The organism is Rhodomicrobium sp. Az07 (assembly GCF_018619475.1).
GTDB lineage: Bacteria > Pseudomonadota > Alphaproteobacteria > Rhizobiales > Rhodomicrobiaceae > Rhodomicrobium.
The window spans coordinates 111069-123437 of record NZ_JAHFZG010000006.1; the positions used below are offsets into that span (position 1 = coordinate 111069).

11 protein-coding genes are annotated in these 12369 nt (G+C 62.1%); 9 read left to right on the top strand and 2 right to left on the bottom strand.

All coding sequences use genetic code 11. The features are described 5' to 3' along the window. Positions 1 to 71: 71 nt before the first annotated feature. Both fba and pgk read right to left on the bottom strand, forming a co-directional pair. A complete protein-coding gene (gene fba / locus KKP04_RS06405; RefSeq protein WP_215028163.1) occupies positions 72 to 1136 on the bottom strand; it encodes a class II fructose-bisphosphate aldolase in 1065 nt (354 codons plus the stop codon). Positions 1137 to 1277: 141 nt separating this feature from the next. Next, the gene (pgk, locus tag KKP04_RS06410; protein ID WP_215028165.1) at positions 1278 to 2486 is read right to left on the bottom strand and encodes a phosphoglycerate kinase; all 1209 of its coding nucleotides are present in this window, start codon (positions 2484 to 2486) and stop codon (positions 1278 to 1280) included. A gap of 376 nt (positions 2487 to 2862) precedes the next feature. On the opposite strand from pgk, the gene KKP04_RS06415 reads away from it, so the two are divergent. From KKP04_RS06415 to KKP04_RS06455, 9 genes are all read left to right on the top strand, one after another. Beyond that, a complete protein-coding gene (locus tag KKP04_RS06415; protein WP_215028167.1) occupies positions 2863 to 3486 on the top strand; it encodes a class I SAM-dependent methyltransferase in 624 nt (207 codons plus the stop codon). A 235-nt stretch (positions 3487 to 3721) separates the two neighbouring features. Continuing rightward, positions 3722 to 5008, top strand: a complete 1287-nt coding sequence (locus KKP04_RS06420; RefSeq protein ID WP_215028169.1) for an OmpP1/FadL family transporter — start codon at positions 3722 to 3724, stop codon at positions 5006 to 5008. 352 nt (positions 5009 to 5360) lie between these two features. Then, positions 5361 to 6713, top strand: a complete 1353-nt coding sequence (locus tag KKP04_RS06425) for an OmpP1/FadL family transporter (RefSeq protein WP_215028171.1) — start codon at positions 5361 to 5363, stop codon at positions 6711 to 6713. 455 nt (positions 6714 to 7168) lie between these two features. Further along, complete coding sequence (locus tag KKP04_RS06430; protein ID WP_251133937.1) at positions 7169 to 7882, top strand: metallophosphoesterase; 714 nt, start codon at positions 7169 to 7171, stop codon at positions 7880 to 7882. Continuing rightward, positions 7882 to 8931, top strand: a complete 1050-nt coding sequence (locus KKP04_RS06435) for a glycosyltransferase family 1 protein (RefSeq protein WP_215028172.1) — start codon at positions 7882 to 7884, stop codon at positions 8929 to 8931. Before KKP04_RS06430 ends, KKP04_RS06435 begins: the two co-directional genes overlap by 1 nt. Before the next feature lie 22 nt (positions 8932 to 8953). Beyond that, positions 8954 to 9973: a threonine/serine dehydratase gene (locus KKP04_RS06440; protein ID WP_251133938.1), complete on the top strand. Its 1020-nt coding sequence runs from the start codon at positions 8954 to 8956 to the stop codon at positions 9971 to 9973. Positions 9974 to 10000: 27 nt separating this feature from the next. After that, positions 10001 to 10918, top strand: a complete 918-nt coding sequence (locus KKP04_RS06445) for a metallophosphoesterase (protein WP_215028174.1) — start codon at positions 10001 to 10003, stop codon at positions 10916 to 10918. Between the two features lie 148 nt (positions 10919 to 11066). After that, the gene (locus tag KKP04_RS06450; protein ID WP_215028176.1) at positions 11067 to 11486 is read left to right on the top strand and encodes a L,D-transpeptidase; all 420 of its coding nucleotides are present in this window, start codon (positions 11067 to 11069) and stop codon (positions 11484 to 11486) included. Between the two features lie 335 nt (positions 11487 to 11821). Continuing rightward, positions 11822 to 12265: a hypothetical protein gene (locus tag KKP04_RS06455; protein WP_215028178.1), complete on the top strand. Its 444-nt coding sequence runs from the start codon at positions 11822 to 11824 to the stop codon at positions 12263 to 12265. The last annotated feature ends 104 nt before the right edge of the window (positions 12266 to 12369 follow it).

A 12369-nucleotide genomic window follows, 5' to 3' on the forward strand; every position in this document is an offset into this window, starting at 1 on the left:
ACGAGGCTGTAGGTTTCTGTTGTCGATCAGCTTTTCTGCGTCAAATCGAGTCCGATTAAACGCAGGCTGATCTAGCTGATTTTCGGATCGAGTTCGCCACTGGCGTAGCGCTTCGCCATCTGCGCCGCCGGGATGATCTTGATCTTCGACGCGTTGCCCGCCGAGCCGAATTGTTCGTAACGCGCCTTGACGAGCTTTTTCTGCTCCTCGATGGCGGGCTTCAGGAACTTGCGCGGATCGAATTCCTTCGCGCTGGTGGCGAGCACCTTGCGCACCGCAGCCGTCACCGCGAGGCGAAGGTCGGTGTCGATGTTCACCTTGCGGACGCCGAAGCGGATGCCGCGCTGGATTTCCTCGACCGGCACGCCGTAAGTCTCGGGGATCGCGCCGCCGTGCTTGTTGATGATCTCAAGCAGCTCTTCCGGCACCGACGACGAGCCGTGCATCACGAGATGGGTGTCGGGAATGCGCTTGTGGATCTTCTCGATGACGTCGATGGCGAGCACTTCGCCCGTGGGCTTCTGCGTGAATTTGTAGGCGCCGTGCGAGGTGCCGATGGCGACGGCGAGCGCGTCCACTTTCGTCGCGGAGACGAACCGCGCGGCCTCGTCCGGATCGGTGAGAAGCTGCTCGCGCGAGAGCACGCCTTCCGCGCCGTGGCCGTCTTCCTTCTCGCCCATGCCGGTTTCGAGGCTGCCCAGCACGCCGAGTTCGCCTTCGACCGACACGCCGACATAATGCGCCATGCGCGTCACATCCGACGTGATGCGAACGTTGTAATCATAGTCGGCGGGCGTCGAGCCGTCGGCCTTCAGCGAGCCGTCCATCATCACGCTGTCGTAGCCGAGACGAATGGCGCTGGCGCAAGTCTCTTCGTTGTTGCCGTGGTCCTGATGCATGCAGATCGGGATGGTCGGGTACTGGGCTTCGAGGCCCTCGACGAGCTTGCCGAGGAGGAGGTCGCCCGCATAGGAGCGCGCGCCGCGGCTCGCCTGGATGATCACGGGGCTGTCGGTTTCCTTCGCCGCTTCGAGGATGGCGATGCCCTGTTCCATGTTGTTGATGTTGAAGGCGGGCACGCCGTAACCGTGCTCGGCTGCGTGATCCAGAAGTTGCCTCAGCGTGATACGGGCCATTCTAAGCCTCTCCCTATTGGAACGAAATCGTCGGTTATTAGAAAGGAGCGCCCCGCATGCGTCCATACAACGCAGTGTGACGCTCCGTGCGAAATCATGTCAATGCGCCGCGAACGGGTTTTTCATCCGAGGGCGGAGCCTTTAACGGATGAGCGCCGCGACGCCCGGCAATGTGCGTCCTTCGAGCCATTCGAGGAACGCGCCGCCCGCCGTCGATACATAGGTAAACTTGTCCGTAACGGAAGCCGTGTTCAGCGCCGCGACCGTGTCGCCGCCGCCCGCAATGGTAACGAGCGAGCCGTCCTCCGTAAGTTTCGCCGCTTCGCGCGCGAGCGCGAACGTGCCCTCGCCGAAGGGCGGGATTTCGAACGCGCCGACGGGACCGTTCCAGAGAAGCGTCTTGCAGCCCTCGATGAGGCCGCTGAACTCGGCGACGGAGCGAGGCCCGATGTCGAGGATCATGGCATCGGCCGGGACTTCGCCCACCGGAACCACTTCTGTTGCCGCATTCGCCTTGAACTCGCGCGCGACGACGGCGTCGACCGGCAGCACGATCCGGCAGCCCGCCGCTTCGGCCTTCGCGCGGATTTCCTTCACGATGTCGATCGCATTCGGTTCGCAGAGCGATTTGCCAACCGCGACGCCGTCCGCGTAAAGGAAGGTGTTCGCCATGCCGCCGCCGATGAACAGATAGTCCATCTTTTCAGCGAGGTTGCCGAGCACGGCAATCTTGGTCGAGACCTTCGAACCGCCGACGATGGCGGCAACGGGGCGGTTCGGATTATGCAGCGCCACTCGAAACGCGCCGATTTCCGCGAGGAGCGACGGCCCGGCATAGGCCGGCAGGATGTGCGCCACGGCTTCGGTCGATGCATGCGCGCGGTGCGACACGGAGAACGCGTCGTTCACATACATATCGCCGAGCTTTGCGAGTTCGGCGGCAAAGGCGGGCTCGTTTTCTTCCTCTTCGGCATGAAAGCGCACGTTTTCGAGCATCGCGATCTGGCCCGGTTCGAGCGCGTCGACGACCGCTTCGGCTGCGGGCCCGATGCAATCATCGGCGAAAGCCACGGGTGCGCCGAGCATCGCGGCGAGCTTGTCGGCGACCGGCTTCAGCGAATATTTCGCGACGGGCTTGCCGTCGGGTCGGCCGAGATGGGAAAGGATGACGATTTTCGCTCCCAGCGACGCAAGGACGCGGAAGGTCGGCAGGAGCCGTTCAATGCGGGTCGCGTCCGTGATCTGTCCGTCCGCCATGGGAACGTTGAGGTCCGTGCGGATGAGCACGCGCTTGCCCGCGACGTCGGCGGACGCAATATTCTTCAACGAATCGAAAGCTGCTGCTGTCATTTCTCTCCCCTGACGGCGCTTTTACTGACCGGTCTTTTTTTCCGACAACGGGGCGGCCCCCTTCCGCTGGACAGGCGCGGCCGAGACTTCCTCAAGCGAGCCTAAGGTCGCTGCGTTGCGGTTTGCTGACGCTTTCTTGATTACCTGACACTTCTCGGTGCAATAGACAAGTCAGAGATATTTAACGCGCTCTTCATGCAAGCTGACTGCGGCCGATTGCAATTGTGAAGCCAGAGTCGTATGTCTTACGCTTGTCACATTCGAGCAGGTATTCAGATCACTTACGTGCCGCTGAAAGCGCGAACTTGTCCGAGGGCACGGGTATCCGATTCATTAGACGATCCCGCTTCGGCGGGGGTTTGAGATAGCGCCCTTCATGAGTAAACTCATAGAATTATCGGATCTTCCGCAGGTTGCCCAGGGGCCGGTCCTGTTCTGGCAACGCGCGATCGAAAATCCCCTCCAGGTTTGCAGCCTGTTTCCGTCGAGTCCTTTCGTGGGCCGCGCCATGACGGAGGTTCTCGGCAAGAGGATCGACTCTCATGTCATCGAGCTTGGCGCGGGCACCGGCGCGGTAACGCGGCAATTGATCCGGAACGGCGTCAAGCCTGACAAACTCACCCTCCTCGAAATCGACGCGCGCCTGGGCGGCCATCTGCGCCGCGGTTTTCCCGACGTGGATGTGTTGATCGGCTCGGCGCAGGATCTCGCGAAGCTCTGGCAGGAGCGCAACGGCGAAAATGTCGGCGCCATCGTGTCGACGCTTCCGATGCGGCTCTTCTCGAAGAAGCTCATCTACCTCGTGATGAAGAACAGCCTTCAGGTTCTGGACGAGGGCGGCATGTTCGTTCAGTTCACCTATCGCCAGACCAGCCCGGTTCCTCCGCGCGTGGTGAACGCGCTCCGGCTCAAGGCGTGGCGCTACACGCGTGTTTGGCTCAACCTTCCGCCCGCCGCGATCTGGGTCTACGAGCGCATGCCGCAACCGCGCCAAATCTGACGGCGGCACCGTGTTGTTTATGCCACTGCCAACCGTGGCGTAAATGCAGCCATCCGCCATCTTGAAGACCATCTTCTCCCAAGTCGTTGTCTTCCCGTCTCTTTTTGAGACAGTCGGCTGTGAGAAGCAACCCTTGCGGATCGGCTTGCGCCAGTTTCCGGCAAGCTGAAGCCGTTACCGCTTGCTCGATGGGCGATGCTTTTACCGCGCTCGTCCTGGAAAAGCGGGGGAACTAATGACAAGCGGCCATCATGTGAAGCACTGCCTGACGGCGGGCAGCATCCTGATTTTCGCCGTGGCAGGCGGCGGCGCGGCGAAAGCGGCCGACGCATTCGGCCTGAGGCCGCAATCCACATATTTTCTCGGCGCCTCAAATGCGGGCGCTGCCGCCGGCGGAGACGTCAGCTCGGTGATCTGGAACTCGGCCGCGACCACCGTCGCGCCCGGCCTGAATTCGTCCTCATCCTACACGGCCATAGCGGTCTCGCTGGATGAAACCGCGTATGGCGGCGATCTCGTCGACTACGGATTGCGGACCAACACGGATTCGGGAACCACGCGCGCGGCGGCGGCGTCCGTCTACACATACCAGATCAACGATCAGCTTTATGCCGGGCTTGCGATGTACGCGCCGTTCGGCCTCGTGACGAAGCCCGACAATTACTGGGCGGCCTCTCCCGTCGCCTCGACGCAGCGCATCTTCTCGGTCGATGTGAATCCGACGCTCGGCTACAAGATCACGCCGACGCTCTCCGTCGGCGTGGGCGTGCAGGCGCTCTATTATCAGACGCGGCTGAACTCAGGCCCGCTTGGCCCCTTCGCGGGCACCGCATTCCGTGGCGAAGACTGGGGCGTCGGCGGTACGGCCGGCATTCTCTGGGAGGTCGCGCCGGGCACGAGCGTCGGCGTCGGTTATCGCTCGGCGGTGAGCCTCGAACTCGACGGCAGTTATCGAGGCCCCAACGTTTACACGCGCGCAACGCTCGACCAGACCATGCCGGATCAGGTCACCTGGAGCTTGCGGCATACCGTGCTGCCCGGTTTCGCTCTCCTCGGTACGGTACAATGGGAGAACTGGAGCCGCATCGACAATCTGGTGGTTGCTTCGGGGCGCGGCACGGAAACAGTCATCAACCTCAACCTGCGCGATTCCTGGTACTTCGCCATCGGCGCGGAATATCAGTACACCCCGGACGTAACGATTCGCGCCGGTATCGGCTACGATTCATCGCCGGTGACCGATTTCAACCGCAATCCGGGCCTGCCCGATTCAAACAATCTGCTCCTTTCGCTCGGCGGCTCCTACAACTGGTCGCAGAGCATCCGGCTCGACGCGGCCTACGCTCACGCGTTTTTCGACGATGCGCCGTTCTGCGTTGCCGAGGGAGGGGGGACGTCCCATTGCGTCGGCGGCGGACAATCGGTCCTCGTGCGCGGCAGTTCCGACAATTCGGCGGACGTGTTCTCCGTCGGTCTCAAATACAGCCTCGTCCCGGCCGTGGAGCTTGAACCCTACAAGTAACGATTTTACGTCTGGCGCTTGCAAGCCTGTCGAAAATTGCGTGACAGCCATGCAACAGTGACAGGGCAAAACGCCGAACAAGTGCGCCGTCGAAACTGATGAATTCGTCAGTTTCGACGGGTCGCAGCAATTGCGTTTTATCCATCGGCGATCACCCAAACCATTATTTTAATTGGTATTGTATTCGACACGCCGCATCCACCGAAGGGCTCTTGCGGCCTGCGTTCACGCCAGTTCCGGCTTCCCGTTCCGACCGTTCGGCCCATTGCCAGCCTCCGGAATTTGATGATTTAGTTTCCTCACGAGAAAGAAAAGGCGCGGGGCATGCGCCGGGCTCGCTTGGGAGGGGACTATGGGCACATCGAAATTCGTGCGGCTGGCGTGTATCAGCACGGCCGCGTTATTGGCTGGGGCCGCGCTGACGGACGATGCGAACGCCGGTTCGTTCGCGGTGCGCGAGCAGTCCGCCTATTTCCAGGGCATGTCGTTCGCCGGTTCGGCTGCGGGCGGCGACATCAGCTCGATGTTCTGGAACTCGGCCGCGACGGCGACGCTTCCGGGCTTCAACACGTCGACCAACGGAACGATTGCTTTCGGCGACGCGGAACTTACGTCGACGGGGGGTCGGCTAACCACTACAGGTCTTCCAACCTCGACAAATATCGGCACGGATGCCTTTATTCCCGCGTCTTACGCAACCTACCAAATTAGCGACCGCCTTTACGGCGGTATTGCGATGAACGCGCCGTTCGGCTTCATTACTAAACCGGACTCCCTCTGGGCCGGTTCCGCCGTCGGCTCTACATCAAAAATCTTCTCTCTCAACCTCAACCCAAACATCGCCTACAAGCTCACTCCAGATCTTACCATCGGTGTCGGCGCCCAAGTCGAATACTTCAAGATCAGGCTCGCGCGGTCTGGTTTTGGTCCCGGCACCGGTACGTCCAATCGCAGTTACGAAGCCGACGATTGGGGCGTTGGAGCAACCGCTGGCATCCTGTGGCAACCGACATCCAGAACGTCTATCGGTCTCGGCTATCGTTCCTCCGTATCGGTTGATGTGGAGGGAACATACAAGCGTGGTGACACTTCGGTTCCCGACGGGCAAGGAGGTGTCCAGAGCATCTTGCCTCCCGTGGCTGGAGCTACAGCCACGGGCACGATCCACTTGCCCGATGAAGTGACGTTCTCGGTTCGTCAGGGCCTGTCGGATCGCCTCACCGTCTTGGGCACCGTGGAATGGCAGAACTGGAGCCGGGTCGGTGTCGTTAACGCAACGGGTTGCGCCGGGGGGACTTGTGAAAGTCTGCACCTGAACTACCGCGACGGCTGGCTTTATGCGGTCGGCCTCGAATATGCCTACAGCCCGTCGCTTACGGTTCGCACCGGCGTCGCCTATGAAACCTCGCCGATCACGGACGACACGCGAAACATTCTGATCCCGGACAGCGACCGCATCCATGTAAGCGCAGGCGCGAGCTACAAATATTCGGACAAGATCACTGTCGACTTGGCCTACTCGCATATCTTCTTCGATGAAGGGACTTTCTGCATCGACCCGGGGACCGCGAACACGCATTGCTCCTCGTTCTCAACGCCTAGCGCAGCTCTCAAAGGCACCACGGACGTCGCGGTCGATGTCGTCTCTGTCGGCCTGAAATACAAATGGAGCGATCCGGTTCCCGCTCTCGAACCCTACAAATAAGCTGAACCGGACCGCGACAAAGGGGGTCAGCGCAAGCTGGCCCTTTTTGCGTTCCGGCGGCTGCGTTACGCGTGGGCGCGGTGGAGACGCAAGGTCGCGGGGCGCGGCTTGACGGCCTGCGCGATCCCGAAGAGGCTTGTCGCGCCAGCCGCCAGCAGATCGATCACCGCTCATCGCGCGCGCGGCTTTCGCGCACTCAGCCGCAAAGCTCCGCGCCGCGCGCCCGCCCCACCTCCGCGCGCCAGCAAATCCCGAGAATCCCGGCGGCGTGTATTTTTCGTCGTAAGCTTCACCGGCGCCCGGTTCATCTGCCGTTAACGCGCTTAAAATAATCGTCTTTCCTATCCGGGGTGGATCGATGCGTTTCGACGCGATATAAGACGAGCGTGAGATACCGCGCCATCTTTCTCTCGGACATGCACCTCGCCGCGCGAGCATGCCGCTCCGAGGACTTATTGAGTTTCTTGAAGTCCCACGACGCCGCCGTGATCTTCCTCGTAGGGGATGTGATCGATTTCTGGCGGCTTCGGCGGGGACCGAGTTGGCGCGCCTCGCAGACAGAGGTCATCCAGCAGTTGCTGGCCAAGGCGCAGGCCGGGACACGCCTCGTCTATATTCCCGGCAATCACGACGAAGAGCTGCGCATTCTCGCTGGCACCACGCTTGGCCCGCTCGAGGTGCGCCTGCGCGCGATTCACGACACGGCGGACGGCCGCCGCTTTCTGGTCGTGCATGGGGACGAGTTCGACGATGTCGTGAACAAGGCGCGTTGGCTTGCCGTGCTGGGCGACATCGCCTACGACGTGGCATCGGCTGTGAATGTCGGGGTCAACGTCGTGCGCCGCGCGCTGGGCATGTCCTACTGGTCGCTGTCGGCGTGGCTGAAATACCGAGCGAAGCGCATTTTCAACGGCAGCAAATTCGAAGGCCTGCTCACGGCGGAAGCCCGGCGCGTCGGCGCCACCGGCGTGATCTGCGGCCACATCCATCATGCCTGCGTGCGCATCATCGATGGCGTGCAGTACGTGAACACCGGCGACTGGGTGGACAGCGGAACCGCCGTCGTGGAGCATTTCGACGGGCGGCTCGAAATCGTCCGCTGGACGGATCAACTCCGCGCGGTCCAGTCGAAGCCGTCCAAGACGCCGGTCGCACCCGTGACCTCGTAATGCGCATCCTGCTCGCGACAGACGCCTGGAAACCTCAGGTCAACGGCGTCGTAAACACTTATCTGAACCTGGACCGGGAAGCCGCCGCCGAAGGCTTCGACCTGTCGTTTCTCACGCCCGAGGGCTTCCGCACCCTCCCGCTGCCGACCTACGACGAGATCCGCCTCGCGCTCATCCGGCCGAGCGATGTCGCCGAGCGCGTGGACTATACGCGGCCCGATTTCATCCATATCGCCACCGAAGGGCCCATCGGCCTTGCAACGCGCGCCTTCTGCCTCAAGACGGGCAGGCCTTTCACGACGAGCTACCACACACGCTTCCCCGAATATGTGGCTGCGCGCACGCCAGTGCCCGTATCCTGGGGCTACGGCTTCGAGCGCTGGTTCCATAATGCCGGCGTGGGCGTGATGGCGGCCTCGCTGTCGCTTTGTCAGGAACTTGCGGAGCGCGGCATCCGCCGCGTACACCTCTGGTCGCGCGGCGTGGATCTCGACCTGTTCCGGCCGCGCGCCGTGGATCGCTTTCCCGATCTGCCGCGGCCGATCTTTCTTTACGCAGGCCGCGTGGCGGTCGAAAAGAACCTCGATGCCTTTCTCGGTCTCGACCTGCCGGGAACGAAAGTCATCGTCGGCAAAGGCCCGCAGCTTGAAGATCTGCGCAACCGCTATCCCGACGCGGTGTTCACCGGCGCAAAGTTCGGCGACGACCTCGCCGAGCACTACGCAAGCGCCGACGCGTTCGTTTTCCCGAGCCTAACCGACACGTTCGGTAATGTGCTCCTCGAAGCGATGGCATGCAATGTCCCGGTTGCGGCCTTCAACGTCACCGGCCCGAAAGACGTTGTCGATAACGGCCGCGTCGGTATCATCGGCGACGATCTTCGCGCAGCGGCACTCGGCGCGCTCCAACTCGACCGAAGCGCCTGCCGCGCCTATGCCGAGCGCTTCAGCTGGGCCGCATGCGCTCGCCGCTTCCGCGACATCATCGTCGAGGTCAACTGCCCGAAACCCGAAGCCTCGCGAATCGGTACCGAAAATTGCTCGAATTGAGCTATGATCCAGGCAAAACCAGATGCGGGACGCCTCCATGCAGACGCCGACGATTGACGACATTGTTGACGCGGACAAACGGATCCGGCCTTTCGCCGTCGAAACGCCGCTTCTCGAATACGGCACGCTGAACGAAAAGCTCGGCGGGCGCATCCTTTGCAAGGTTGAGGCGCTTCAGCGCACCGGAAGTTTCAAGTTTCGCGGCGCATATAACCGCGTGTCGCGCGTCGACCGGCAAGCGTTCCCCGGCGGCGTGGTGGCCTGCTCGTCGGGCAACCATGCGCAAGGCGTGGCCGAAGCCGCGCGGCTCTGCGAAATCGACGCCGCCATCGTGATGCCGTCCGACGCGCCGCAGATCAAGATCGCGCGCACGAGCGCCAGCGGTGCGGACATCGTCTTTTACAACCGCGACACCGAAGACCGCGAGGCCATCGCGCGCGATCTCTGCCAGAAACTGAATGCGGATTTCATCGCACCGTTCAACGATCCTTACGTGATCGCGGGGCAAGGCACGGTGGGGCTTGAGCTTGCGCGGCAGACGGAAGCGGCGGGGGCAATGCTTGACGCGGTGCTCGCACCCGCAAGCGGAGGCGGCCTTATCGCGGGCGTGGCGCTCGCCTTGAAGGACCGCGTGCCCGAGGCGGAGATCCATTCCGTGGAGCCGAAGGGCTTCGACGATTATGCGCGCTCGCTTGCGGCAGGCAAGCGCGTGCGAAACGAACCCGGCGCGAAGTCCATCTGCGACGCGCTGCTCATGCCCGAACCCGGCGAACTCACATTCGCGCTGAACAGGGATCGGCTCGCGGGCGGCCTCGTCGTCAGCGACGCGGGCGTTCGCCAAGCTGTGGCCTACGCCTGGCGAGACCTGAAGCTCGTGCTGGAGCCGGGCGGCGCCGTTGCTCTCGCCGCCATCCTCTCCGGCGCTCTCGACGTGGAGGGCCGGACTGTGGCCATCGTGCTGTCCGGCGGGAACGTGGATCCGCATCTGTTCGCCGAGATCATCGCCGATAACAAAGAATTGGCCACGTCGCGCCATGAATAGGTAAAAGAGCGGCTGTATCATCGCCGCATGATCACACGCCGCAGCTTTCTCACCCTTGGCGCCGCGACTGTCGGCTCGGGCCTCATCGGTGCGACGAACGCGTTCGCCATGGAGCCGCGTTATCGGCTTGCCGTAACCGGCTGGGATGTCGAGCACGCGGCCTGGCCCACTTCGGCGCCGCCGCTGCGCATCGGTGTGATGACGGATATCCATGCCGTCGAGCCGTGGATGCCCGCTCGGCGCGTCGGCGACATAGCCGCCCGGCTTACCGCGCTGAAGCCGGATATGATCGTGCTGCTCGGCGATTATGTAAACGCGCTGCGCCCGCGCTTCGTGTCGCGGCCGGTTCCGGTCAGGGAATGGGTTGCGGCGCTTGCGGAGCTTTCCGCCCCGCTTGGCGTGCATGCCGTGCTCGGAAACCACGACTGGCTCTCCGGCGAGGCGCCTGCGATCCGGCGGGCCTTCGAAAGGGCGGGGATCGGCGTTCTCGAAAATCGCGCGGTGAGGCTATCGCATCGCGGCTCGCGGTTCTGGCTGGCCGGGGTCATCGATCAGATGGTCTCGCCGACATGCGGTATCCGCGACCTCGAAACCGCGCTCGATGCCGTGACGGGCGACGATCCGCTCATCCTGTTGACGCATGAGCCGGACATTTTTCACGTAACGCCGAAGCGCGTCGCGCTGACGCTCGCCGGACACACGCACGGCGGACAGGTCTACATCCCGTTCATCGGTCGCCCCGGCCTGCCACGGCAATACAGCGGCGCCAACGCGGATTTCGCCTACGGCCATATCGAGCGGGACGGCCGCCACATGGTGGTGTCAAGCGGCCTCGGCCTCTCCGGGCTGCCGGTGCGTTTCCTCGTGCCGCCGGAAATCGTGATGATCACCCTACGCGGCGCGGGAACTTTCGGCGTCAAACTTCCTTTAACAACCGAAGCGTAAACTCTGGCATTAAGGCAAGATGCGCGTTCCGGCTGGACATGCATCGAAGCGCTTTGAAGCAAGGCGAGGCAGGCCTCTCTGCTTCAATCCAAGGCGAAGCAGCTTATGCTGTTTCGTCGGCACTTATCCGGTTGTGGGGCATTTCTCTATGGGCAAGGTTTCCGTTGCCGTTGCGAGCATCGTTGCTTGCGGCGTATCCTTTTCTGCTGCGCTGGCCGATGTGGAAGTCCGCATCAGCAAGTCGCGTCAGATGATGTATGTCTATGTCGACGGCGAACATTACTACTCATGGCCCGTCTCGACCGCGCGCGGCGGCTACAACACGCCGAACGGCGTCTATCGCCCGCAGCGTCTTGCCGTCTTCCATCGGTCTAGCAAGTACAACAATTCGCCGATGCCCTATTCGATCTTCTTCCACGGCGGATACGCGATCCACGGCTCCTACGACATCCGAAACCTCGGACGCCCCGCCTCGCATGGCTGCGTCCGTCTCCACCCGGAGGACGCGCGCGAACTTTTCGGCCTCGTCAGCGACAGCGATTACACGCGCATCGTCGTGGCGTATTAGGAGCGTTTCCACGTTTACTGCGGAGCGCCGATTTTGATTTACGGCATGACGCTATAGCGCACAATTCAGCCATCAAGGCGCAGAAGTCCCGTCCTACACGCAAAACACCTAATAACAGTACTTACGAATGACAGAAAAATAGAACTTCATTGTCTACGGCGAAGTGTTATCACGGCGTAAATCCTATCAGAAGAGGTCGTTTATGTGGCGCGCACAAGTTGCATGCCGCCGCCACACTTCCGTGGGCGCGGCTCCAATGTGAACATATTGTGTCGTATTCTAGCCAAAGATTTCAGGTAAGCAGACAGCCTCTCAAGAATACAGGGAAATTGGACATGAGATTTTTATCGGCCGCTCGCGCCGTGGTGATTGCGCTTGCCGCCTTCGTCGGCACGGCCTCAACGAGCTACGCAGACAGCGGAGCGGTAACGCTTACAATCTACAAGGCCGGCTGGATCATCGGTGGCTCCGGTGGCAGCGGCTCACTCACCTTTCAGGGCAGGCGCTATGCGCTCTCAACCGGAGGGCTGGATTACGGCCTCGTTTTCGGCGGTTCGAAGACCGTGCTGCATGGAAGGGTGAGAAACATCCGTTCGCCGCGGGATGTCGAGGGCGTCTATGGCGCAGCGGGCGCGGGGCTTGCGGTCGGTCGTGGCGCACGCGCGATCGTGTTGACCAACCAGAAAGGCGCGGTGCTGGAACTCAACGGCAGGCAGGTCGGGTTGCTGGCTAACTTGGACTTGAGCGGCCTTGCCATTACGATAGACAGACGAAGATAAGGGAAACGGCGCGCGCACTCCCCGCTTGGGAGTTCCGCGCCTCTTCCAATCAGCAGACTGCCGTTCTCAAGATCTGCGGCGCGTGGCACGCATCCGCCCCGTTG

Bases quoted from the DNA above. Each gene is read 5' to 3' on its own strand.
- KKP04_RS06450 (WP_215028176.1), top strand. From the start codon at position 11,067: ATGGGCAAGGTTTCCGTTGCCGTTGCGAGCATCGTTGCTTGCGGCGTA.
- KKP04_RS06455 (WP_215028178.1), top strand. From the start codon at position 11,822: ATGAGATTTTTATCGGCCGCTCGCGCCGTGGTGATTGCGCTTGCCGCC.
- KKP04_RS06445 (WP_215028174.1), top strand. From the start codon at position 10,001: ATGATCACACGCCGCAGCTTTCTCACCCTTGGCGCCGCGACTGTCGGC.
- pgk (WP_215028165.1), bottom strand. From the start codon at position 2,486: ATGACAGCAGCAGCTTTCGATTCGTTGAAGAATATTGCGTCCGCCGAC.
- KKP04_RS06420 (WP_215028169.1), top strand. From the start codon at position 3,722: ATGACAAGCGGCCATCATGTGAAGCACTGCCTGACGGCGGGCAGCATC.
- KKP04_RS06415 (WP_215028167.1), top strand. From the start codon at position 2,863: ATGAGTAAACTCATAGAATTATCGGATCTTCCGCAGGTTGCCCAGGGG.
- fba (WP_215028163.1), bottom strand. From the start codon at position 1,136: ATGGCCCGTATCACGCTGAGGCAACTTCTGGATCACGCAGCCGAGCAC.
- KKP04_RS06435 (WP_215028172.1), top strand. From the start codon at position 7,882: ATGCGCATCCTGCTCGCGACAGACGCCTGGAAACCTCAGGTCAACGGC.
- KKP04_RS06425 (WP_215028171.1), top strand. From the start codon at position 5,361: ATGGGCACATCGAAATTCGTGCGGCTGGCGTGTATCAGCACGGCCGCG.
- KKP04_RS06440 (WP_251133938.1), top strand. From the start codon at position 8,954: ATGCGGGACGCCTCCATGCAGACGCCGACGATTGACGACATTGTTGAC.